23 protein-coding genes are annotated in these 23755 nt (G+C 64.4%); 3 read left to right on the forward strand and 20 right to left on the reverse strand.

All coding sequences use genetic code 11. The annotated features are described in order from the left end of the window. Positions 1-129: 129 nt before the first annotated feature. The 5 genes from ACP150_RS18285 to ACP150_RS18305 form a co-directional block, all read right to left on the reverse strand. Positions 130-1347 (reverse strand): phenylacetate--CoA ligase family protein, encoded by a 1218-nt coding sequence (locus ACP150_RS18285; RefSeq protein WP_424968127.1) that lies wholly within the window; start codon positions 1345-1347, stop codon positions 130-132. A 140-nt stretch (positions 1348-1487) separates the two neighbouring features. Further along, on the reverse strand, positions 1488-2312 hold the full coding sequence (locus tag ACP150_RS18290; protein WP_424968128.1) for an ABC transporter ATP-binding protein: 825 nt from the start codon (positions 2310-2312) through the stop codon (positions 1488-1490). Positions 2313-2763: 451 nt separating this feature from the next. Continuing rightward, a complete protein-coding gene (locus tag ACP150_RS18295) occupies positions 2764-4044 on the reverse strand; it encodes an ABC transporter substrate-binding protein (RefSeq protein ID WP_424968129.1) in 1281 nt (426 codons plus the stop codon). A gap of 96 nt (positions 4045-4140) precedes the next feature. Continuing rightward, positions 4141-5217 (reverse strand): branched-chain amino acid ABC transporter permease, encoded by a 1077-nt coding sequence (locus ACP150_RS18300; protein ID WP_424968130.1) that lies wholly within the window; start codon positions 5215-5217, stop codon positions 4141-4143. A 123-nt stretch (positions 5218-5340) separates the two neighbouring features. Beyond that, on the reverse strand, positions 5341-5592 hold the full coding sequence (locus ACP150_RS18305; RefSeq protein WP_424968131.1) for a hypothetical protein: 252 nt from the start codon (positions 5590-5592) through the stop codon (positions 5341-5343). A 245-nt stretch (positions 5593-5837) separates the two neighbouring features. On the opposite strand from ACP150_RS18305, the gene ACP150_RS18310 reads away from it, so the two are divergent. Next, on the forward strand, positions 5838-6158 hold the full coding sequence (locus tag ACP150_RS18310; protein WP_424968132.1) for a hypothetical protein: 321 nt from the start codon (positions 5838-5840) through the stop codon (positions 6156-6158). A 15-nt stretch (positions 6159-6173) separates the two neighbouring features. Here the strand turns inward: ACP150_RS18310 and ACP150_RS18315 are convergent, their stop codons facing one another. The 10 genes from ACP150_RS18315 to ACP150_RS18360 all read right to left on the reverse strand — a co-directional run bounded on the left by ACP150_RS18315 (position 6174) and on the right by ACP150_RS18360 (position 15736). Then, the gene (locus ACP150_RS18315) at positions 6174-7163 is read right to left on the reverse strand and encodes a branched-chain amino acid ABC transporter permease (protein WP_424968133.1); all 990 of its coding nucleotides are present in this window, start codon (positions 7161-7163) and stop codon (positions 6174-6176) included. A gap of 137 nt (positions 7164-7300) precedes the next feature. Further along, positions 7301-8122: an ABC transporter ATP-binding protein gene (locus ACP150_RS18320; protein ID WP_424968134.1), complete on the reverse strand. Its 822-nt coding sequence runs from the start codon at positions 8120-8122 to the stop codon at positions 7301-7303. After that, positions 8119-8373: a hypothetical protein gene (locus ACP150_RS18325; RefSeq protein ID WP_424968135.1), complete on the reverse strand. Its 255-nt coding sequence runs from the start codon at positions 8371-8373 to the stop codon at positions 8119-8121. Before ACP150_RS18325 ends, ACP150_RS18320 begins: the two co-directional genes overlap by 4 nt. A 58-nt stretch (positions 8374-8431) precedes the next feature. After that, positions 8432-10402 (reverse strand): AMP-binding protein, encoded by a 1971-nt coding sequence (locus ACP150_RS18330; RefSeq protein WP_424968136.1) that lies wholly within the window; start codon positions 10400-10402, stop codon positions 8432-8434. Between the two features lie 150 nt (positions 10403-10552). Continuing rightward, positions 10553-10876: a DUF3775 domain-containing protein gene (locus ACP150_RS18335; RefSeq protein ID WP_424968137.1), complete on the reverse strand. Its 324-nt coding sequence runs from the start codon at positions 10874-10876 to the stop codon at positions 10553-10555. Positions 10877-11049: 173 nt separating this feature from the next. Then, positions 11050-11787 carry an SDR family NAD(P)-dependent oxidoreductase gene (locus tag ACP150_RS18340; protein WP_424968138.1) on the reverse strand — a complete coding sequence of 246 codons (738 nt, stop codon included), beginning with the start codon at positions 11785-11787 and terminating at the stop codon, positions 11050-11052. 34 nt (positions 11788-11821) lie between these two features. After that, on the reverse strand, positions 11822-12412 hold the full coding sequence (locus ACP150_RS18345; RefSeq protein ID WP_424968139.1) for a DUF3833 domain-containing protein: 591 nt from the start codon (positions 12410-12412) through the stop codon (positions 11822-11824). Beyond that, positions 12412-13680 (reverse strand): MFS transporter, encoded by a 1269-nt coding sequence (locus ACP150_RS18350; RefSeq protein ID WP_424968140.1) that lies wholly within the window; start codon positions 13678-13680, stop codon positions 12412-12414. Before ACP150_RS18350 ends, ACP150_RS18345 begins: the two co-directional genes overlap by 1 nt. Beyond that, entirely contained in the window at positions 13677-14435 is a 759-nt protein-coding gene (locus ACP150_RS18355) for a DUF1365 domain-containing protein (RefSeq protein WP_424968141.1), read from the reverse strand. Before ACP150_RS18355 ends, ACP150_RS18350 begins: the two co-directional genes overlap by 4 nt. After that, positions 14432-15736 carry an NAD(P)/FAD-dependent oxidoreductase gene (locus tag ACP150_RS18360; RefSeq protein ID WP_424968142.1) on the reverse strand — a complete coding sequence of 435 codons (1305 nt, stop codon included), beginning with the start codon at positions 15734-15736 and terminating at the stop codon, positions 14432-14434. The genes ACP150_RS18355 and ACP150_RS18360 overlap by 4 nt, the downstream gene beginning before the upstream one ends. Before the next feature lie 209 nt (positions 15737-15945). Here ACP150_RS18360 and ACP150_RS18365 point away from each other — a divergent pair, with 209 nt between their 5' ends. Both ACP150_RS18365 and ACP150_RS18370 read left to right on the forward strand, forming a co-directional pair. Next, positions 15946-16512 (forward strand): sigma-70 family RNA polymerase sigma factor, encoded by a 567-nt coding sequence (locus ACP150_RS18365; protein ID WP_424968143.1) that lies wholly within the window; start codon positions 15946-15948, stop codon positions 16510-16512. 3 nt (positions 16513-16515) lie between these two features. Then, positions 16516-17190, forward strand: coding sequence for a ChrR family anti-sigma-E factor (locus tag ACP150_RS18370; protein ID WP_424968144.1), 675 nt, complete (start codon positions 16516-16518; stop codon positions 17188-17190). A gap of 60 nt (positions 17191-17250) precedes the next feature. Here ACP150_RS18370 and ACP150_RS18375 read toward each other — a convergent pair whose 3' ends face one another. The 5 genes from ACP150_RS18375 to ACP150_RS18395 form a co-directional block, all read right to left on the reverse strand. After that, positions 17251-18489, reverse strand: a complete 1239-nt coding sequence (locus tag ACP150_RS18375) for a DNA recombination protein RmuC (protein WP_424968145.1) — start codon at positions 18487-18489, stop codon at positions 17251-17253. Beyond that, on the reverse strand, positions 18486-20393 hold the full coding sequence (gene mutL, locus ACP150_RS18380; RefSeq protein ID WP_424968146.1) for a DNA mismatch repair endonuclease MutL: 1908 nt from the start codon (positions 20391-20393) through the stop codon (positions 18486-18488). Before mutL ends, ACP150_RS18375 begins: the two co-directional genes overlap by 4 nt. A 39-nt stretch (positions 20394-20432) precedes the next feature. After that, entirely contained in the window at positions 20433-21746 is a 1314-nt protein-coding gene (locus ACP150_RS18385; protein ID WP_424968147.1) for a M16 family metallopeptidase, read from the reverse strand. Next, positions 21743-23104 carry a M16 family metallopeptidase gene (locus ACP150_RS18390; protein ID WP_424968148.1) on the reverse strand — a complete coding sequence of 454 codons (1362 nt, stop codon included), beginning with the start codon at positions 23102-23104 and terminating at the stop codon, positions 21743-21745. The genes ACP150_RS18385 and ACP150_RS18390 overlap by 4 nt, the downstream gene beginning before the upstream one ends. Before the next feature lie 117 nt (positions 23105-23221). After that, positions 23222-23734, reverse strand: coding sequence for a DUF3035 domain-containing protein (locus tag ACP150_RS18395; RefSeq protein WP_424968149.1), 513 nt, complete (start codon positions 23732-23734; stop codon positions 23222-23224). Positions 23735-23755 lie beyond the last annotated feature (21 nt).

Below are 23755 nucleotides of genomic sequence, written 5' to 3' on the forward strand. Positions count from 1 at the left end.
CGCATGCGCACGGCGCGGACCCGCCCTGCCCCGGGGCCGTTTCTGCCGGGCGCAACGGAACGCCCGGGCGCGTCATCCGCGATCCGCATGCGGATCGCGCTTCCGGTGTCACGGGGCGCGCAGGGCCTGTCAGTCGTAGCTGCGCGTGTCCTCGATCACGAGCCCGTCATTCGGTAGGCTTCCGGGGGCGACAATCTCGATACGGCCCTTGAGCTTGAGATGAGAGGCGACGGAGGCGCCATAGGCCTCTGCATCCGCGCCGGGGCTCTCGATCCGCACGAGGAGCGTATCCATCTCGCCATCGCGCCCGGCAACCACGCGGGCGCGGTTCACTTCCGGATGGGCGGCGACCAGGGCGGCCACTTGTTCTGGGCGCACGAACATACCCTTGATCTTGGTGGTCTGATCCGCGCGTCCCATCCAGCCCTTGATCCGCAGATTGGTGCGTCCGCAGGGGCTCTGCCCCGGCAGAACCGCCGACAGATCGCCCGTGGCAAAGCGGATCAGCGGGTAATCCGGATTGAGGGAGGTCACGACCACCTCCCCAACCTCGCCCTCGGGCAGAGGGTCGCCGGTGCCGGGCCGGACAATCTCGACGATGACACCCTCATCGACGATCAGCCCCTCCATGGCCGGGGACTCGTAGGCGATATTGCCCAGATCTGCCGTCGCATAGGATTGCAGACAGCTGATGCCGCGATCCGCATAGGCCTGCCGCAGGCTCGGGAAGAGCGCGCCCCCCGAGACCGCTGCCTTGGAAAAGCCCAGTGCGACGCCCATCTCATCGGCCTTGTCGAGAATGACCTTCAGGTAATCCGGCGTGCCCGCATAGGCGGTGGATCCCAGATGGGCCGCCGCCTGCACCTGCAGCTCGGTCTGACCCGTCCCCGCGGGCAGGACCGTGGCCCCCACCGCGCGCGCGCCGCTTTCGAACATGATCCCCGCCGGGGTCAGGTGGTAGCCGAAGCAATTCTGCACCAGATCCTGCGCGCCGATCCCGGCCGCATGGAGGAAACGGCCCAGCCGAAACCAGTCGCCATCGATGCCGCCCGGCTCGTAGATCGGGCCGGGGGATTGAAAGACATGGGAAAACCCGGTGACCGACCCGGCAAAACCGCCCAGCGGAGCGGTCGGGGTCTGGGCTTCGGTGAGGGTGGATTTGCGCAGCACCGGCAGGGTGGCCAGTGCCGCCCTATCGGTCACGGCACCTGCATCGATCCCGGACAGGCTGGCGCTATAGCCGGGCAGCCCTTGGGCCCGGGCCACCTGCGCGGGCAGGTCCCCTGCGAGATCCGCCGCACGCTGATCCGCGCTGCGGGTTTCGAGGTCATCATAGAAATCGGTCATGCAGGGGTCCTTCCCAAACCGCGGCACTCACGCGGCGCGCCTGCGGCGCAAGTCATCATCCCGCACTGCGTGCGGTTTGGGGGCTCTGCCCCCGGCGCGAGGCGCCTCCCCCGGAGTATTTCCGGAACAATGAGGCGCAATCAGCTCAGCCACCGTTTGCGGCGGCGGTAGGAGCGGACATCGCGGAAGCTTTTGCGGCCGTCATCGGACATGCCGAGATAGAATTCCTTCACATCCGGGTTCTCGCGCAGCTCGGCGGCGGGGCCTTCCATGACCACGCGCCCGGATTCGAGGATATAGCCGTGATGGGCAAATCGCAGGGCCACATTGGTGTTCTGTTCGGCCAGCAGGAAGGACACGCCTTCGCGCTCGTTCAGATCCTTGACGATGCCGAAGATCTCTTCGACGAGCTGGGGGGCCAGCCCCATGGAGGGCTCATCGAGCAGGATCGTCTCGGGCCGGGACATCAGCGCGCGGCCAATGGCGCACATCTGCTGCTCACCGCCGGAGGTATAGCCCGCCTGTGATTTGCGGCGTTCCTTCAGGCGCGGGAAATACTTGTAGACCAGCTCCAGATCATCGGCCACCGCGCCTCTGCCATCGGTCCGGGTATAGGCGCCGGTCATCAGGTTTTCCTCGACGGTGAGGTGCTCGAAACAGTGGCGCCCCTCCATCACCTGGATCACGCCGCGCTTGACCATGTCCGACGGGCTGAGATCTTCAACCTCCTGCCCGCGATACTGGATCGAACCCTTGGTCACTTCGCCGCGTTCGGAGCGCAGCAGGTTCGAGATCGCCTTCAGCGTTGTGGTTTTGCCCGCTCCGTTGCCGCCCAGCAGCGCCGTGATCCCACCCTTGGGCACGGTCAGGCTGACACCCTTCAGGACCAGGATCACATGGTTGTAGATCACTTCGATATTGTTGACCTCGAGGAGCGTTTCCTCAGTCCGACCTGCATCGAGCATGGCTACGCCACCTCCCCTTCGCTGCGCCCCTGGCGCATCCTCGTGTAAAGCTCTGCCGCGCGGGGGCATGGGCCCGTCCTGCGGCTGGAAATATTCCCGGAGCGCCCGGTTCCGGAGAAAGGCGCCCCTCTGGACATCGTGTCAGGCGCGCTGCGGCCCGACCGGGTGCATCCGGTTATCCCGTGACGCGATCCTATATCTGCGGGCCCAACGCCCTTGCTGTGCATGGCGGGTTTCCCGCGGCGGTCGGCGTATGGCGTGTTGCCGGTCGTGCCGGGGGGGAGCCTCTGCATCTGGCCGGGCTGTCCGGGCCCGCCCTGTGCCGCGGGGGCCATGGCCGGTGCCGATGCGGGCCGCTGCCCGCTGCACATCGCTGCCTGGATCCCGAACCGCATTTGTCATTCCCTTCCCGTGAACGACCCCGGCCGACGCGCGGCCGGGGCCAATGCGCTTAGTCGCAGCGCGTTTCGATGCTGTTCTCGGCGGCGAAGGCTTCGCTATCGGCCATCACCAACGCGTCGATCACCTCGTTGTCCGAGCCGATCCAGTCCGTGACGATATTCCACGTCTTGGCGGAGGCATCCCACTGCTGGATCTTGCCCTGACCGGCGCCGCCATGATCCTGGCAGCTCACCGAGAAGGCCGGGCCGAAATTCGGCATGCCGAGCTCTTCCATCCGGGCCTCGGTGATCTCGAGCGCTTCCATACCGTCACGCATCATAGCCGGGGTGATGTCCATCTCGCCATGGATCTCCTGCGCCTTGCGGGTGGCTTCCGCCGCCAGCATCGCCGCATAGAGCCCGCGGTTATAAAGCACCGTGCCGACCTGATCGCCGGCCCCGGCGGCCTTGCCCGCGTCGATCACATGCTCTTTGAGTTCGGCATAGATCGGGAAGTCCATGCCCACGTTGTGCATGTTCAGCGACTTGTAGCCATCGGCCGCATCGCCCGCCGGGATCACGTCATTCTCGGAGCCGGCCCACCAGTTGCCGATGAAGTTCTCCATGGGGAAGCGGATATTGGCGGCTTCCTGCACGGCGACCTGGTTCATCACGCCCCAGCCCCACATCACGACATAGTCGGGACGCTCGCGGCGGATCTGCAGCCACTGGGACTTCTGCTCCTGACCGGGGTGGTCCACGGCGATGGTGGTGAACTCGAAATTGTGCTTGGCGCTGAGCTCTTCGAGGGTGCGGATCGGCTCCTTGCCATAGGCGGAGTTGTGATAGAGCAGCGCGACCTTCTTGCCCTCGAGCCCGTCATCCTCGGCCAGCAGGTGGTTCACGATGATCGACGCCCCATCCCAGTAGTTGGCGGGATAGTTGAACACGTGGCTGAAGATCTTGCCATTGGCCGCAGAGGTCCGGCCATAACCCATCGTGTGGAGCGGGATGCCGTCTGCCGTGGCCTTGGGGATCAGCTGATAGGTGATACCGGTCGAGAGCGGCTGATACACGAGCGAGCCTTCGCCCTTGGTGCTCTCATAGCATTCCACGCCCTTCTGGGTGTTGTAGCCGGTCTCGCATTCCAGAACGCGGGTCATGACACCGCCGATGCCGCCATCGCGCTCGTTCAGAAGCGTGAAGTAATCGGCATAGCCGTCGGCAAAGGGAATGCCGCCCGCCGCATAGGGCCCGGTCCGATAGGACAGGGACGGATAGACCAGATCGGCCATCACCGGTGCTGCGACCATTGTGGCGGCCACAGCCATACTCGTGAGTTTCATCTTCATGCGATTTCCTCCCATTGGTTCTCGCGTCGTGTTGGTATCCGAAGCCCCTTGCCCCGGTCCGTGTCTGCGCGCCCCCCTCTGCGGAGGGGCTGCGCGTTAATGTGGAAACGGCCAGAGCCGCAGTTTCTCCTTGGCCAGCTGCCAGAGCCGGGCGAGCCCGTGGGGCTCGACAATCAGAAAGAAGATGATCAGCCCGCCGAGGATCACGAACTCGAAATGCGCCGCGATGGCGGTGTCCCAGCCGAGCCCGCCAACCATGATGTTCTTGAGCAGAACCGGCAGCAGCACGATGAAGGCCGCCCCGACGATGGAGCCGAAGATCGAGCCGAGCCCGCCGATGATGATCATGAAGAGGACAAGGAAGGACTGGTTGATGCCAAAGGCCTCGCCCACCTCGACCGCGCCCAGGTAGACGCTGAAGAAGAGCGCGCCCGCGACCCCAACAAAGAACGAGCTGACGGCAAAGGCCGTGAGCTTGGCCTTGAGCGGGTTCACCCCGATGATCTCGGCGGCGATATCCATGTCCCGGATCGCCATCCAGGTCCGCCCCACCGTGCCCCGCGTCAGATTCCGCGCGAGCCAGGCCAGCACGAAGAGGAACGCCAGACAGAACAGGTATTTCGGCGCCGCATCCGCATTCGGCCCGGTGATTGCGAAGCCGAACATGGTCCGCTCGGGCGCGTTGATCTGGCCCGAGGCCGAGTAGTTGTAGAACCACGGCACCTTGTTGAAGAGCCAGACAAGGAAGAACTGCGCCGCCAGCGTCGCCACGGCCAGATAGAACCCCTTGATCCGCAGGCTCGGCAGGCCGAACAACACCCCGACCCCGGCGGTGATCAAACCGCCCAGCAGGACACAGGCCGCGATGTTCAGATCCGGAAAGGCCGTCATCAGCTTGTAACAGGCATAAGCCCCCACCGCCATGAACCCGCCGGTCCCGAGGCTCACCTGTCCGCAATAGCCGGTCAGGATGTTCAGCCCAATCGCCGCAATCGCCCAGATCAGGAAAGGCACCAGAACAGCGCTGGCCCAGTAATCATTGATCAGGAAGGGGATGATCCCCAGCGCCACGGCCAGCACCGCGTAGTAGCGGAACCGATCAAAGCTGATCGGAAAGGTCTGGCTGTCCGCGGTGTAGGACGTTTTGAAGTCCCCGGCCTCACGATAGAACATCGACACGTCCTCCCTCTGTCCGGCCCGGAGCCGACACAAAAAACCCCGCGCGCTCCGACCGGAGGGCACGGGGTGTCATCATCTCATCTGTCTCGCGGCACGGCACCGCGCGCGCAGCGCGGCTCAGGCGTGCACTTTCTCCGCGAACTCGTCCTCGCCCTGCGTCGGGCGCACATGCATCCCCTTGGTGATGCCGGCGGTCATCGCGTTGATCTGGATCCGCGCATAGACCCCGAGACCCAGCCCGATCAGCGAGATCAGCGCGCTCGCCCAGTCGAAGGGACGGGTCCCGAACAGCCCGGACAGAGCCAGAAACCCGAAGGTCCAGAACGCCGTAAACGCAATCACACAGGCAATGGCCCAGAATTTTTTCATACCGAATCGTCTCCATACATGGCGCAGAGGCCCCACGGCCCCGGATTTGCCGCCCATGAAGCCCTGTTTTGGGGGGCTGCGTCAATATGTATCTCGAAACGGGAATATATGCAGTGCAGCAATTACTTAGCGGCTGCAGCATTTTTCTGCGACGCAGCAGGGCGCCCGGAAATTGCCGCGAAAACACCGCCTTGTCGCCATTGCGCGCGGGTACCCCGGATCCCGTCCAGCCGGAGGCCCTTGCCATGACCCTTGCCCGGGAGCTTGAAGACCTGGAGGCCCGCCGGGCCGCAGGAACCCTGTCAGACGCCGATGTCGAGATGGCCAAGGATGCGCTCTTGCGGGCCGCGGCCGAGACACGGCTGGCCACGCCGGCGCGGGGCGAACGCTCGCTTCTGATCGCCGGGCTTGCCTCGAACCTGCTGCTCACCGTGGTGATCCTCGCACTGATCGCCGCCGGGGCATATCTCCTCGCCCCGCTGACGGTCTCCGTGCCGGTGATGATCCTCTGCGCACTCGCCCTGCCAGTGCTCTGGCTCTGGGAGTGGGTCACGGATCTGTTCTGAGACATCTGCACCGGGTCACACCCGCTCGATGATCTTCTCGCCGAACAGGCCCTGAGGCCGGAAGACGAGGAACAACAGCGCCAGCACATAGGCAAACCAGTTCTGGGTCGCGCCGCCAAGGAAGGGCTGGCCGATCAGAAATTCAAAGAGCTGTTCGCCCATCCCGATGATCAAGCCGCCGATAATCGCGCCGGGGATCGAGGTGAACCCGCCCAGCATCAGCACTGGCAGGGCCTTGAGCGCGATCAGCGAGAGCGAGAACTGCACCCCGGATTTCGCGCCCCACATGATCCCGGCGACCAGTGCGACGAAACCCGCAATGGACCAGACCAGCACCCAGATGAAGTTCAGGCTGATCCCCACCGACAGGGCCGCCTGATGGTCATCGGCCACCGCGCGCAGGGCCCGGCCCTGCTTGGTGTATTGCGAAAAGACCACCAGCCCGGTCACCAGAATGACGGCGATCACCGTGGCCGCGATGTCGAGATTGTCGATGAAGAACCCGTAGCCGAACATCTCGAAGGTCACCGTGTCGATGGTCTCGTTGATGCCCTGCGGCAGTCCGATATCGAGCTTCTTGATCTCCGCGCCCCACATCAGGTCGGCCACCCCTTCGAGGAAATAGGCGAGACCAATGGTGGCCATGAAGAGGATGATCGGTTCCTGATTGACCAGATGGCGCAGGACGAACTTGTTCACCGCCCAGGCGAAGCCGATCATCACCACCACCGTCAGCAGGATCGCCAGCAGCGCGGGCACCTGCCAGCCGAAATAGTGGATATTCGTGCCGAACATCGCGTTGATCAGATGGGCAAAGGGCACCTGCCCTTTCTGGATCCCCACCAGCGTCATTGCCGCGAACAGGGCCATCACCCCCTGCGCATAGTTGAAGATCCCCGAGGCCTTGAAGATCAGCACGAAGCCCAGCGCCACCAGCGCATACATCACCCCGGCCATCAGACCGTTGAGCGTGACCTCCATTGCGAAAAGCAGTTGATCAGGCATGGTGCCCTCCCTCTCCAGCCACGCCGAAGGGCGCATGTCCTGTCTCAATTCCCGAGTCTTTTACGAGGCATACAGATGCCCGACACATGTCCGACAGGGGGCCGACGCCGCGCCGACCGCGGAAATACGCTGTATGATCAGTCATGGGCGACCCCCAGATAGGCGTCGATCACGTCCTGATTGTTGCGCACCTCATCCGGCGAACCGTCGCCGATCTTCTTGCCGTAATCCATCACGACCACCCGGTCGCTCAGGTCCATCACCACGCCCATATCGTGCTCGATCAGGGCGATGGTGGTGCCGAACTCGTCATTCACATCAAGGATGAAGCGAGACATGTCCTCTTTCTCCTCGACATTCATCCCGGCCATGGGCTCATCCAGCAGCAACAGCATCGGTTCTGCCGCCAGCGCCCGCGCCAGTTCCACCCGCTTTTTCAAGCCGTAAGGCAGCCGCCCCACCGGCGTTTTGCGAATGTTCTGGATCTCGAGGAAGTCGATGACCCGCTCGACCTTCTCGCGGTTCTCGCTCTCTTCACGCTGCGCCTTGCCCCACCAGAAAGCCTGGTCCAGCATCGTCGCCTTCATGTGGTTGAGCCGCCCGGTCATGATGTTGTCGAGCACCGACATGCCCTCGAACAGGGCAATGTTCTGAAAGGTCCGGGCGATCCCCTGCCGGGCCACCTCATAGGGTTTCATCTTCCGGCGCGGTGCGCCGCGGAACATCACCTGCCCCTCCTGCGGGACATAGAAGCCGGAAATCACGTTCAACATCGAGGACTTACCGGCCCCGTTCGGGCCAATGATCGCGCGGATCTCGCCCTCGCGGATGTCAAAGGAGATGTCCTTGATCGCCGTGACACCGCCAAACCGCAGGGTGATGTTCTGCATTTCCATCAGAACCCCGCCGATCTTGCGGCCATCCTCGGTCACATAGCCCTCTGGGGACATGTCGTTCATTTCTCTACCTCCCGCGCGCGCCGTCCGGCCCGAAACACCAGCGCCCCAATCATCCCGTAGGCCCCGAGCACCAACAGCGTCAGCAACAGCCCGTCATTCAAAATCGCCGGCATCCCGAAGAGCAGCCCGCCGACCCCGCACAGCGCGATCGACGCCCCTTGCGCAAGATCCGCGTATTTCCCCACGCGGCGGCCAATGACATAGGAGGCGCCAAAACCGAGGGCGAAAAAGATCACGCCGATCAGGGTCATGCACCACCCCCCTGCGGGATGGCGGGAGGGGCGAAAGCGTCAGCTGAGCGTCTGCCGATCATTCCGCCGCCACCGCCCGTGGCGCGGTCTCCACCACGCGCACATCGCGGATCTCCAACGTCGCCTTGATCGAGCCCTTGCGCCCGTCTTCATAGGTAACTTCCGTCTCGGTCGAGACCTGGGGTGAGCCATCGTAGAGCGCGGTGACCAGATCCCCGTATTTCTCCTCGATGATCCGACGCCGCACCTTTCGGGTCCGGGTCAGCTCGCCGTCATCCGCATCCAGTTCCTTGTGCAGCACGAGGAAACGGTGGACCTGACACCCGGACAGCATCTCGTCCTGGGCCACGCTCTCATTCACCTCGGCGATATGCCCCTGAATGGTGTCGAGCACCTGCGGATGCCCCGCCAGTTCCTGATAGGAGGCATAGGCGATGTTGTTCCGCTCGGCCCAGTTGCCGACCGCCGTCAGGTCGATATTCACAAAGGCGGTGCACATCTCGCGATCGGCACCAAAGACGACAACCTCCAGAATATTGGGGAAAAACTTCAGTTTGTTCTCGACATATTTCGGCGCGAACATCCCCCCGCTGGCGAGCTTGCCCACATCCTTGGCCCGGTCGATGATCCGCAGATGCCCGGTATCGGGCTCGATGAAGCCCGCATCCCCCGTGGCGACCCAGCCCTCGGCATCCTTGGTCGAGGCCGTGCTCTCGTCATTCTTGTAATACCGCACGAAGACCCCGGGCGAGCGATAGAACACCTCGCCATTCTCCGCGATCCGCAGCTCGACCCCCGGGGTCGGGGTGCCCACCGTGTCGGCGCGCACCTCATGGTCCTTCTGCTGGGTGATGAACACGCTCGCCTCGGTCTGACCGTAGAGCTGTTTCAGGTTGATCCCCAGCGAGCGGTAGAAATCGAAGATCTCCGGCCCGATCGCCTCACCGGCCGTGTAGCCCACGCGCACGCGGCTGAGACCCAGCGTGTTCTTGAGTGGACCATAGACAAAGATATTGCCCAGCGCGTATTTCACCCTGTCCATGGCGCTGACCGGCTCGCCATCGAGGATCTTCGGCCCCACTTCACGGGCATGGGCCATGAAAGTGTCAAAGAGCCATTTCTTGAACCGCCCGGCATCCTCCATCCGGATCATCACCGTGGTGAGCTGCGTCTCGAAGATCCGCGGCGGGGCGAAGTAATAGGTGGGCCCGATCTCGCGCAGATCCGTCATCATGGTCTCGGCGCTCTCGGGGCAGTTCACGCAGAACCCGGTCCAATAGGCCTGCCCCACCGAAAAGATGAAATCGCCGACCCAGGCCAAGGGCAGATAGGCGAGGATGTCGTCTTCCTGGCGCAGGTGGTCGAACTCGCCGGAATTTTTCGAAGTCAGGATGATGTTGTCATTGGACAGGACCACGCCCTTGGGACGGCCCGTCGTGCCCGACGTATAGAGCATCACGCAGGTCGTCGCGCCGGTCTGCTTGGCCAGCCGCGCGGACATCTCTTTCTCCAGCGCGTCATGGGCCCCGCGGCCCATGGTCTGCACATCCGCGAAAAGGCGCAGATGGGTATGGTCGTATTTCCGCATGCCACGCGGGTCGAGATAGATCACCTCCTCGAGGGTGGGCAGGCGGTCCTTGACCTCGATGACCTTGTCGACCTGCTCCTGATCCTGGGCGACGACATAGCGGGCGCCGCAATGGTCGAGCACATAGGCGATCTCTTCACCAACACTGTCATGGTAGATCGGCACCGGGACGGCCCCGCACATCTGCACGGCCACCATGGTCCAGTAGAGATGCGGACGGTTCGGCCCCAACAGGGCGACATGATCCCCCTCGGCCAATCCCATTTCCAGAAGGCCATAGGCCAGCGCCTCGATCTCGTCCCGCGCCTCGGCCCAGGTCCAGCTTTGCCAGATGCCGAATTCCTTTTCGCGATAGGCCGGCTTATCGCCGAACTGCGCGGCGTTCCGCGCAAGCAATTGCGGAAAGGTCTCCAGCCGACCCGAGGTCGCTGCGTGTGCCATACCAATTCTCCTCCCTGACCGGTGACCCGGCTCACCCGCCTCCCCGGCGAGTCATGGGATACTGTGACGCTTGGTATTGGCCCGTCAATTCTTTTTTTTGAACGAGCGTTCATATAATGTGCAACGATCGCAAAACACGGGCTTTGTTACCTAGCGCCGCAGCAGATCGTCCTCGGCTTCAGTCACATCGACGCCCAGCGCATCAAGGCCGCTCTCGAGATAATCCGCGAGGAGCGGCTGGTTCGACAGGTATTCCTCGGTGGGCGCGGTGGCCTCGGCCAGGGCCATACGCTTGGCCTCGACCAGGTCCTCGGGCTCGAAATCCTCACGCCCGATCCACATGACGGCGACGAGCGAGGCCTGTTCATCCTCATTGAGGCTGCCGATAAAGCCGTGCAGCTGCGCGGCAGCCATTTTCCCTTCGCGGGACAGCAAGATGACCCTCGCGATCTTGGCGGTGCTGATGTCGAGCATGACGGCCTCCTTTCAACTTGTGAGAGAAGTGTCCAGCACAGACACGCCCTTGGCAAGTGGGCCAATGCGCGCTGTCCAAGGCTTTGCACAACCTGGCCGATGGACGGCCTGCCTTCGGCGAGGATATTTGCAGACTTAAGATGTGCGGGCGTGCGCAGAGCCGCAGTGCCGGTCTAGCCCCGGGCGAAGATCCGGTAATAGGCCCAGTCGGGCAGGAACTGGCCGAGGCGGAAGAAGCTGGCAAAGACCGACGGGAAACTGCGCTTGAACCCGTCCGACATCATCAGCTCGACCATCTCGCGGGCGGCCTCTTCGGGTTCCATCAGGAAAGGCATGTCGAAATCGTTCTTCTCGGTCAGCCGGGTCTTGATGAAGCCCGGATTGGCCACCTGCACATCGACGCCTGTCTTGCGCAGGTCTGCATACATCGATTCCGCCATGGCCATGACCCCCGCCTTGGAGGGCGCGTAGCCCGAGGCGCCGGGCAGCCCGCGAAACCCCGAGAGCGACCCCGTCAGCACGATATGTCCGCGATCGCGCGCCACCATGGCGGGGAGCACCGCCCCCACACAGCGCGCCGCGCCGGTGAAGTTGACGTCGCACATCATCTCGACCTGATCCGGGTCCCATTCCGTCGCCTTGAGCGGCCAGTAGACCCCGGCCAGAAAGACCATCCCGTCAATCTCACCGATCTCTTCGGCCGCCGCGCGCACCGAGGCGGTGTCCGAGATGTCCACGGCCACCGCGCTGGCCTTGCCGGGCAGGTCGTCGGCCAGCGCCTGCAACCGGTCCGCCGAACGCGCCGAGAGGATCAACTCGACCCCCATACGGCTCAGTTGTTCGGCGAGCGCACGGCCCAACCCTTCGCTGGCCCCGATGAGCCAGTACCTTTTACCTGTCAGGTCCCGCACGACGTTCCTTTCCGTGGCTGCAGATCGCGCGCCTTCACTCAGCTGCTTCGAGCCGCGTGTAGGCGTCAGTAGGTTTACGCCGCATGGTCGCCACAAGTTCCGCCACGGGGAGGCCAAACTTCTTGAACTGGCTACGATTGATGATCGCGCCATTGTCCATCAGGTACATCCAGTCCGTCACGTCCAGAGCGTGGCCGCCCGCATCCTCGGTCAGCCGAATGGTGTAGTTGAGCTTGACGCCCGAGCCTTTCTGCTGGCCCGAGCCCGTGCCCACCAGATCATCTGCCTCGGCGCGGATCTTGCCGCCCTCCTCGAGGGTCAGCCGCCATTCGCGGTTCTGCACCGTGCCGCTGTCATAGCGGAACTCTTCGCTCATCACGCCGGTGTCGCCTTCCCAGCGGGCGTCGAAATCGGCCACGAAGCGCGACGTCACGCGCCCGGTCGGCCCATAGATCACGCCTTCGCAGAGGATCGGGCCCTTGAGTTGCTCGCGAATGTCGAATTCCGGGCCGGTCTCTGCGTAATCCGCCGGGGTCTGGGCCGAAAAGCTCCAGAACCGCCGGATCACCCAGAGCAGGGTGAGCCCGAGGGCAAGTCCGAGAAGAATATAAACGATCGGGTCCATCAGTCGTCATCCTCCAGTCGGGTGGCCGCCAAAAGGGCGATGGCCACCAGTTTCAGGGCGCAGGGCACGAGGGCATACAGAAATGTCAGCATCTGGAGCGCCTGCGGGGGGTTGTCAGCCCCGGTCTTAAATCCGGTCGTCTCTAGAAGCGGAAGTAGGGCGACTGCCGCAAAAGCCAGTGTAAACTTGGACACGAGCGACCAAAGGCCAAAGCCTTCGGCGGCGGTCGGGGCGATTTGCGCCATGCGGCGGGCAAAGATCGCCGGCAGAAGTGTGAGGTCCGCGCCCAGTGCAGCACCGGAGCCGAGGCAGACCAGCGCAAAGAGCACCGTGTCCCCGGCACCGAGGGTCGCTGCCCCGGCAAAGGCAAGGATCGACAGGACCATCCCGAAAAGCAGGCTGCGCTTGGCTCCGAACCGGGCCGCCGCCTTGCCCCAGACCGGGGCCGAGGCCGCTGCCGCCAGAAAGAAGAGGAGCAGGAGCGGGCCTTCGAGGCCCGGCGCCTGCAGGCGGCTTTCCACGAAGAACAGAAACAGGGTGGAACTGACCGCAACCGGGGTCGCGTTGACCAGCGCGAGGATCAGAAGGCGGCGCGCCACCGGGTCGCGCAGCACGATGCCGAACCCGGATTGGTCCGATTGGGGTACGGAGACCGCGCTCCATTGTCCGCGCATGGCCCAGAGCGCCGCGAGGCACAGGACCGCAAAGCCCAGCGCGAAGGCGGTGAAGGGCGCAGAACTGCCCATCAGGATCGTGGGGGCCACGGCGGCCACACAGACCCCCAGAAGCGCCCCGGTCTCGCGCCATCCGGCCAGCCGCACATGGCCCTTGGCCCCGAGCCGGTCAGCGGCCTGCACCCCTTGGGCGTAAAAGCTGATCGTCAGAAAGCTGAAGGCCGAAAAGAGCCCCGTCAGGGTCAACCCGAACCACAAGAGCGGCGCGACGGGCGGTGTCACCGCAAAGAGCCCGATCATGGACCCGGCCAGCACAAGCACCGCGCCCGCGACCATCGCCGCCCGCGCCCGCCGCGTGCGCTCTGACAGCCAGCCGAGCAGCGGGTCCTGCCCGAAATCCAGCAACCGCAGCACAAAGAGCACAGCCCCAAGCGCCGTCAGGCTCACGCCATAGCTGTCCACATAGAATTTCGGCGCATGGATATAGATCGGCAGACCCGCCGCCGAGATCATCGCGGCAAAAACCGCGTAACCGGCCAGGCGCGGCGCGCCCTCAGCGGCCAGACGCGGCGGCGTGTCTGCCAGATCCGTCACCGGGAGATGTCCCGGGTCGGCGGCTCGGGCCGTGCGCGGTACATCGCGCCTTTCCACCAAAGCTTCAGCGCCTGCCAATGGATCAGCCCCAGCACCCGGCGCGAGCCCAGCGGGCGGCGCAGGCAGGCCTTGAGGATGCCAAAGCTGGTCATCGGCTTGCGTGCCCCGGTGAGCGTCGCATAGAGCCCGCCATTCCCGGTCGTATAGTCGATCCAGATCCCGACCCGTTCATCGGTGATGTCGAACCGGAAGGTGTACCCCCCCTCCACGGGCTGGAAGGGAGAGACGTGAAAGATCTTTTCAGCGGTCAGGATGTCGGATCGGGTGATCGGCTCCAGATCATCGCGGTAGCACAGATAGGAATGCCGATCCCCGAAGGTGTTCGATACCTCGGCGATCACCACCCGCAGCCTCCCCGCCATGTCGTGGCACAGCCAGAACGAGACCGGGTTGAACACATGGCCAAGGATCCGCGGCTGCGCGAGCAGGAGGATCTGTCCATCCGCAACCTCCAGATCCCGCAGATGCAGGATGTCGCGGACCCAATCCGCCCCCTTGCCCTCTTTGGGTGCGCCGCCATGGTCGCTGTCCCGCAGCGAGGCCAGATTGGCCTTGTTGCGCGAAAACAGAAGCGGCGTGGCCGACTGCGCCTCGGGGTCGGTCAGGACATAGTCGATGGAATAGCGAAAATCGTTCTCCACCGCGCCCCGGCGCCCGTGAAAGGTCTGCCCGGCGATATGGTCGAGCACGCTCATTCAGCGGCAACCTTCGCGGCAGGATAGGCCTTGGCGTTCAGCGCCGCGACCGCGTCCACGGCACTGGCAAAGCCATCCTCGTGGAAGCCGTTCTTCATCCAGGCGCCGCAGAAATAGGTGTTCCGCAACCCCTGCATGGATTGCAGCGCGACCCGGGCGTTCTGCGCGGCCAGATCATAGACCGGGTGCATGAAGGTCACCGTGTCGTAGATCAGCTCTTCGCGGATCGGGCGGGTGGCGTTCAGGGTGACAAAGAGCGGATCATCGGTGGGGATCTGCTGCAGCTTGTTCATCCAATAGGTCAGGTCGATCCGGTCGCTTTTCTTGCCCTTCTCTTCCACATAGTTCCACGCGGCCCAGATCTTGCGATGGTTCGGCATGGTGGCCGCATCCGCATGGAGCACCGCCTCGTTGGGCTGGTACTGCACCGCACCGAGAGCCAGACGCTCGGCCTCGGAACTGTCGGCGAGCATGGCAAGCGTCTGGTCCGAATGGGTGGCGAAGATCACGTCGTCAAAGGGCTCCCAATCGCCGCCCTCGGCCTTCACCAGCACACCTTCCTTGATCCGCTGCACGGCGCTGACCTTGGCCGGCGCGCGCAGCTCGACCCCCGCCTCCAGCAGGGAACGCGACAGGCGCGAGACATATTCGATAGACCCGCCCTGCACCGTGTACCACTGGTGCTGGCCCGTGGCCGACAGGAGCGCATGGTTCTTGAAGAAGGTCACAAGCGCCTGGGCCGGGAAGTCGAGGATCTTGTCCACGGGCGTGGACCAGATCGCCCCGGACAGCGGCGTTATATAGTAGTCCCGGAACCACGGTCCGGTGCCGAGCCGCTCCAGAAACGCGCCGATGGTGATATCCGGATCATCCGCCACTTCGCAGGCGCGGGTGTTGAAGGTGTTGATGTCCTTCAGCATCCGCAGATAGGCCGGACGCAGCAGGTTGCGCTTCTGCGCAAAGAGCGTGCCGATCGTGCGCAGCCCGTATTCCAGCCGCCCGCCGTCAATAGAGGCGGCAAAGCTCATATCGCTCTTGATCACCGGGACATCGAGTTCATCGAAGAGTTTCGTGAGGTTCGGGTAATTGGCGTAGTTGAACACGATGAAGCCCGTATCCACCGGCTGATCGCCGAAACGCCCCGCCATCACCGTGCGGGCATGGCCGCCAAACCGGCTCTCGGCCTCGAAAACCGTCACGCTGTGCTCGCGCGCCAGCAGATGGGCCGCCCCCAGGCCCGAGATACCCCCGCCGATTACCGCAACCCTGCGCGATGCGCCTCTTACTGTCTCGAATGGCATGAAAATCTTGTCCCCTCGTGTCTTGCTTGATTGACATACGGACTGACAAGCCAGTTGGATTTAACTTTCTGCGGGTTTCGCGCATTTTTCAGGCAGCCGTGGCTGTTCGCCGGGGATAACCTGCGGTGCTCGCACATATTTTTGATGCATCACCGGCGAGCGCTCTCTAAGATGAGACCGGGAAATGGGAAAGCGGGGACCAGACCGGAGTGGCACTGGCGCAAAAATCGACACGTGATACGACCCTGGATGCCGAATGGGTCGGCGTTCTTCTGGCCATTCGCGACCAGCAGGACACGGCGGCCTTTGCGAGCCTGTTCCGGCATTTTGCGCCCCGCATCAAAGCCTTCCTGATCAAGTCCGGCGCCACGGATTCCGTTGCCGAGGATTGCGCCCAGGACGTGATGACCACGGTCTGGCAAAAGGCCCATCTCTTCGATCCGTCCCGGGCCAGCGTGGCGACCTGGATCTTCACGATCGCCCGAAACCGTCGAATCGACATGATCCGCAAGGAGAAGCGCCCCGAGCCAGAGGATCTGCCCTGGGGCCCTGAGCCGGAACCGGATCAGGTCGAAGTCCTCGAAATGCAGCAGGACAGCGAAAAACTTCAGGCCGCACTGATCCAGTTACCCGAGAAGCAACGTATACTCATCGAACGTTGTTATTTCGGGGATATGTCCCATAGTGAAATTGCAACCGAAACGGGATTGCCCCTTGGCACGATCAAGTCGCGCCTTAGGTTGGCGTTAGAGAAACTAAGACACGAGTTAGACTGACCGATGAGTGAAACTGCGATCAAACACCACCTGAGCGATGCGCTCCTGATGGCGTACTCCGCGGGCACGTTGCCGGAGGCGTTTAGCCTCGTGGTGGCCACTCATATCTCCATGTGTGATGACTGCCGCGCGGCACTGGCCGCCCATGAGGCGGTGGGCGGTGCGCTGCTCGAAGACACCACCGCCGTGGAAATGGCGCCCGATGCGCTGGAAAGCTGCCTCGCGTCGATCCGCGCACTGCCGTCCAAGGGGCCGATTGCGGTCAATGTGCCCGAGCGCCCCATGAGCAAGGCCAATGGCATTCTGCCGGCACCGCTGGTGGATTATGTCCAGGGCGGTCTGGAGGATGTGAACTGGCGGCCCGTGGGCTTCGGCGTCAAGCAGGCGATCCTGCCCACGTCCAAAGAGGCGTCGGTCCGGCTGCTCTATATCCCGGCGGGCGTCGAGGTGCCGGATCACGGCCACCATGGTACCGAGCTGACGCTGGTCCTGCAGGGCGCGTTCAAGGATGAGTTTGACCGGTTCGGCCCCGGCGATGTCGAGGTAGCCGACCCGAACGTGGAACACACCCCAGTCGCCGAAGAGGGTGAGGCTTGCATCTGTCTGGCCGCGACCGACGCGCCGCTGAAATTCCGCAAGATCCTGCCCAAGATCGCGCAGCCCTTCTTGCGGATCTGACCTGATACGCTCTGCGATGCTCAGAATGCGGGTCCTTCGGGGCCCGTTTTGCTGTCTGGCCTAGGCCCGTGTCTCTGGCACAGACACCAGCTGCGGCGCGGGCGTGGCCTCAAGCTCGGCGAAGTCGAAATTGTCGAGCCGCTCGGCCCGTTTGCCCGCCCGCTCGGCGGCGGTGGTGATGCCCTCGATATCCTTGCGGGCCTGATTGAAATGGGTGTCGAGCTTGGCCACCCGCTCCAGCACCAGTTCCACATCGCGATGCAGCAGCCCGAGATTCTTGCGGATCGCCCCGGCCTGCTCGCGCATCCGGGCGTCTTTCAGCACCGCGCGCATGGTGTTCAGCGTGGCCATGCAGGTGGTGGGTGAGACGATCCAGACCCGCGCCGCGAACCCTTCGCGGACCACCTCCGGCAGGTTGGCATGGAGCTCGGCATAGACCGCCTCGGACGGCAGGAACATCAACGCCCCATCCGCCGTCTCGCCGTCGATGATATACTTCTCGGAGATCGCCTTGATATGCGCCTTCACCGCGACGCGCAGCTCGCGCAGGGCCAGTGTCTGATCCGATTGGGTCCCGGCGGCGCGCAGCTTCTCATAGGCCTCCAGCGGGAACTTGCTGTCGATGACGATGGGCCCCGGCGGGTTGGGCAGATGGATCAGGCAATCGGCCCGCTTGCCATTGCCCAGGGTGACCTGCATGTCGAACGCATCCGACGGCAGTGCCTTGGACACAATATCATGGAGCTGGATCTCGCCGAACGCCCCACGGGTCTGCTTGTTCGACAGGATATCCTGCAGGCTCAGCACATCACCCGAGAGCTTCTCGATATTGCTCTGGGCCTTGTCGATGGTCGCCAGACGCTCCTGCAGCTGGGTCAGCGATTTCGTCGTCTTCTCGGAACTGCCCGCCAGTACCTCGTTCATCCGCGTCTGCATTTCCGAGATCGCGTTGGCCGATTTCAGCGCGTTGACGTGGAGCGTATCGGTCATCTGCTGCTGCACATGGGCGAGCCGGCTCTCCATGGTCTGCACCACGTGAAGCTGTGCGGTGGCCTGCGCCTCGGAGACGGATTTGAGCCCCCCGCTCAGGGCGTGCTGGCCCTGGTTGAGCCCCTCGACCGCCTGGCCGAGCGTGGTGACCTGCGCGATCAACGGCTCGGTGGCGCGCGCCGAGCGGCCCGCCGCCCGCAGCGCCAGCACCAGCAGCACAAGGATCAACAGAACGATCGCCCCACCGGCCCCAAGGGCCAGAAGCGTCAGCTCATCCTGCGTGAAGACACGACCGCCGAGTTCAATCATGTGCGCCCGAAGAGCCGCTCGATATCGGCCAGCTGGAGTTCCACGTAGGTCGGGCGGCCATGGTTGCACTGGCCGGAATGGGGCGTTGCCTCCATCTCGCGCAACAATGCGTTCATCTCGTCGGCGCTCATCCGGCGTCCGGAGCGGACCGAGCCATGGCAGGCCATGCGCGACAGGATCGCGTCGATCCGCGATTGCAGCGCGTCCGACTGGCCCAAATCCGCCAGCTCATCGAGAATGTCCCGCAAGAGCGCCTCGGCATTCACGGTCCCGAGGATCGCGGGCGTCTCACGCACGGCAAGAACGCCGGGGCCAAAGGGTTCGATCCGCAGGCCAAACCGGGCGAAGGCTTCGGCATGGTTTAAAAGCCGCGCCGCATCCCCCTCCGACAGCTCGACGATCTCGGGGATCAGCAGCGCCTGCGCGGGCACACCGTTTTCGGCCATCAGCCGCTTGAGCTTTTCATAGACCAGCCGTTCATGGGCGGCATGCTGATCCACGAGGATCATGCCCGTCTCAGTCTGGGCGACGATGTAATTCTCATGCACCTGCGCCCGGGCAGCCCCCAAAGGGCGCGCGATCAGGCCGGTCTCCTCCGGCGCGGGCTCGACCCGGGCAGCGGGGGCTTCGGCAAAGCCGAACCCGGGCGTGGGCGCAGGCTCGGGCGCCGGGGCCTGCCAGCCCGTGCCCCGCGCAAGGGACGCGCCACTGGGCCGATCCATCTGATAGACCCGCGCCGGGCCCGGCGTCTCGACCACCGGATCGGGGTCCAGCTCCGGCGCGCGAAAGGCGCCGAGCGTCGCATCGGCCACAGTGCTGGAGGCTCGGTGCCCGGCTTCGGCCAGCGCATGGCGCAAGGCCGTGACGATCAGCGACCGCGCAAGGGCCGGCTCGCGAAAACGCACCTCGGATTTGGCGGGATGCACATTCACGTCCACACGTTCGGGCGGACAGTCGAGGAACAGGACCGCCGCCGGATGCCGGTCGCGGCTCAGGAAGTCGGCATAGGCCCCGCGCAACGCCCCCACGAGCAACTTGTCCCGCACGGGACGGCCATTCACAAAAAGGTACTGCGCCACCGCAGCCCCCCGGGAATAGGTCGGCAGGGCCGCGTAGCCGGTCAGGCCCAGCCCCTCCCGCTCGCCCTCGATCTTGAGCGCGTTCTGGGCGAACTCCGCCCCGAGGATGCGCGCAAGACGCCGGTGAAGCGCGTCGAACAGATCCCCCGTCTCGGGCTCGACCCGGAAGGTCACGCGCCCATCCCCACCCCCGGTGACATCGCGCAGGGTGAAGCCCACGGCGGGCTCGGCCATGGCCAGACGCCGGACCACGTCGCCGATTGCCTGCACCTCTGCCCGGTCCGAGCGCAGGAATTTGAGCCGCGCCGGGGTGGCCGAGAAGAGATCGCGCAGGGTCACGCTGGTTCCCCGGCTCAGTGCCGCGGGGCGCGCGGGGGTCATCACGCCGCCCTCGACGGTGATCTCGGCCGCCTCGGACGATCCCGCCGCGCGGGAGCAGATGGTCAGCCGCCCGACCGCGCCCAGCGAGGGCAATGCCTCGCCGCGAAAGCCGAAGGACTGAATGTTCAGCAGGTCGGAGCCATCGATCTTGGAGGTCGCGTGGCGCGACAGGGCCAGCGGCAGATCCTCTGCTGCGATCCCGATCCCGTCATCGATCACCCGGAGCAGGGTCTTCCCGCCATCCGCATAGGCGATGTCGATGCGCCGTGCCTCGGCATCGAGGGCGTTCTCCACCAGTTCCTTGATGGCCGAGGCCGGACGTTCCACAACCTCGCCCGCCGCGATCCGGTTGATCGCCGCCTCGTCGAGCTGCCGGATCACGGGGCGCTTTGGCGCCGCTATATCCGGGGTATCGGGCAGGATGTTGGGGGTGCTAACGGCCATGCCACCGTATCTAGCATGGCCGCTGCGAGTCGCCTAGGGCTAGTTGGAGGCCTCGAGCCCCTCGGGCATCCCCACCACGACAAAGTGTAGATCCTCGGGCCGCATGAGCCGGGCCGCCACGCGCTGGATCTCCTCAAGGGTGACGGCGCGCACCTTGTCATTGCGGGTCGGGATGTAGTCGATGCCCAGATCATCCTGCTGCATCCCCACAAGGATGCTCGCGATCCGGCCATTCCCGTCAAAGCGCAGCGGATAGGCCCCGGTGAGATAGATCTTGGCCTGCTCCAGCTCCTCGGCGGTCACGCCATTTTCGGCGATATCGGCCCATTGCCCCCGGATCACCTCGATCGCCTCGGCGATCCGCGTGTTGTCCGAGCTGAACTGCCCGATATAGAGCGCCGCGTCATCGAGCGGCAGCAGGTAGGAGCCGATGCCGTATGTCAGGCCGCGCTCGACCCGGACCTCCTGCATCAGGCGTGAGCTGAACCCGCCGCCACCTACGATCTGATTCAGGATGAAGGCCGGGAAGAAATCCGGATCATCCCGTTCAAGCCCCGTATGGCCGAACCGCGCCACCGATTGCGGAGACGCAAAAGGCACGACGGTGACCCCGCCGCTCAGGGCGACCTCGGTCTCGCCGGGCAGAGGCGCGCCGGTCTCGGGCAGAGCGCCGAGCAGCGCGTCGAGCAACGTGCCCAGCTCTTCGGCGGTCACATCCCCCGCAGCCCCCACATAGATCCGGTCGCGGGCCAGAATGCCCTGATGGGCGGCCACAAGATCCGCGCGGGTAATCGCGGCCACGCTCTCGATACTGCCTTCGCGGGCGGTGCCATAGGGGTGGTCGGGAAAGGCCAGCGAATCGAAGCGCTCGCCCACGATGGTCTCGGGATCCTTGGCATCCGAGGCGATGATCGACTGGATCTGGGCCCGTACGCGCTCGATCGCGCTCTCGTCAAAGCGGGGCTCCTGCAGGGCGAGGCGCAGATGCTCGAGCGCTTCGTCCCGGTTTTCGGTCAGGAACCGCGCCGAGACCGACAGGCTGTCATCGCTGATATCGAAGTCAAAGCTGGCCGCCAGGGCCTCGGTCCGAGCCGCATAGGCGCGGGCATCATAGTCCCCCGCCCCTTCTTCGAGCAGGCCGGACATGAAATGCGCCGCCCCGCGTTTGTCGGCGGGATCGACCACCGCCCCGCCCTTGAAGCGGATCTCGAGCGCGGTGAAGGGGATCGAGTGATCCTCTACCAGCCAGGCCTTGATCCCGCCGGGGGAGGTGACCTCCTGAATATCGACGATGGCCCAGGCCGGGACAGCCCAGAGGATCAGCGCGGCAAAGCCGCCCAGAAGTCGGCTCATTGCATCAGTTCCTCTTGTCCTTCGCGCATCAGCCAGCCCGTGACCGCCTTGCGCTTGTCAAACACCATCTCGCCCGCCGCCTTGATGTCCTCGGCGGTGACCGCCTCAAGGATGTCCGGCCAAGCCTGCACATCCGCAACCGTCAGGCCCGAGGTCAGGGCCGTGCCATAGGTCCGCGCGCGGCTGCCCACATTGTCCCGGCCATAGATCTCGGAGGCGCGGATCTGCATCTTGATCCGGTCCAGCGCCTCTGCGTCAATCTCGCTGGCCATGAACTCGGCCACGGCGGCGTCAAGCTCCGCCTCGGCCTCGGCCAGCGACACGCCCTCGGCGGGCACGGTGATCAGCCCGAATGTCGTCGCATCCAGCGACACCCCGGAATAGAAGGCCGAGGTATAGACCGCGCGCTGGGTCTCGAATTCAAGCTTCTCGCCAAGAAAAGACGTTGCGCTCGACCCGCCCAGAAGCTCTGCCAAGAGGGTCAGCGCCGCCGCGGTTTCCTGTGCGCCCGCATCCCGCTCAGGCGCAAGATAGGTGCGAATGACATAAGGTTGCGCGACACGCGGATCCGCATAGGCGATCCGGCGTTCGGCCAGTTGCGGCGGCTCGGAGGGGCGCACCCGCTCCGGCAGGTCCGGGTTGGACGGGATCGGGCCGAAATGCGTCTGGGCAAGGGCCAGCACCTCTTCGGGTTCCACATCGCCCGCGACGATCAGGATCGCGTTGTTCGGCGCGTAATAGGTCTCGTAGAAATCGAGCGCATCCTGCTTGGTCAGCTGCTCCATCTCGTGACGCCAGCCGATGATCGGGATAGCATAGGGGTGGTTCATATATTGCGCGGCGCGGCGCTGCTCGCCGAAGAGCCCACCGGCGGAGCTGTCCACGCGCTGGCTCCGCTCCTCGAGGATCACGTCGAGCTCGGGGGCCACGATCTCTTCGGTCAGCACCAGATCGACCATCCGGTCGGCCTCCATCTTGAGCATCAGCTCGAGCCGGTCCGCGGCGATCCGCTGGAAATACCCGGTATAATCCCAGGATGTGAAGGCATTGTCGGATCCGCCATTGGCCTGAACGGTCGCCGAAAACTCGCCCGGGTCCAGCTCATCGGTGCCCTTGAACAGCAGATGTTCGAGGTAATGGGCGATGCCGGACTTGCCGGCCGGCTCATCGGCTGCGCCCGTGCGATACCAGACCATATTGGTGATCGCGGCGGCGCGGTGGTCTTCGATGACCACGATCTCCATCCCGTTCTCGAGGGTATAGGTCGTGACATCCTCGGCAGCGGCCAGAGGGGTTGCGGCCAGTGCGGCGAGTGCCAACCCGCGCAGAGGCAGCCCCATCCGTTTCCATCGCGTCATGCGCGTCTCCATCTTTTCGATCCAGGCGGCGTGCCTCAAAGGTACGGCGTCATGCGCCATCTTCAAGACGTGCTGTCGGGGTCGTGAGATCGGGGCCGCGCCGTAAGCGTGCTATACCTACTGTTCGCGGTTCGGATCCGGCGGCGCCGAGACGTTGCGCACACCGGCGCGGCGCAGGCGAAGCAGCTCGGCCTCCTGGTCGAGGCTCACATCCTCATAGGCGTCGAAATAGGTGTTCACGTTGAACCACTGCTCCAGAAGACGGCCATTATTGGACTGCCGGAACGCAAGGTCTTCCTCGGCCAGCGTCTGGCGAATGCCTGCCGCGCGGCCATAGCGGGTGGTGTAGCCCACCAGCCCCGCATCGCTGCCGGGGATCTGCCCCGATGGCGTCAGCCGCTCGGGCCGCCCGCCCAGCGCCGCGATTGCATCGGCCTGCGGCGTCGGATCCGTGCGGTTGCTACCGCCCGGCGTGGGGGCTGGCAGAGAGGCGAGATCCTCGGGGATGACCAAGGGCTTGGCCGGCAGGATGGCGAACTCGTCGGGACCGGACGTGGTCGAGCGCACATTCATCAGGATCGGCTCTTCATCATTGATGCTGCAGGCGCTCAGCGCCGCAGCCGCCAGCATCCCAAGTCCAAGCTTTGTCCA

This window comes from Dinoroseobacter sp. S375 (assembly GCF_049800775.1).
Lineage (GTDB): Bacteria > Pseudomonadota > Alphaproteobacteria > Rhodobacterales > Rhodobacteraceae > Dinoroseobacter.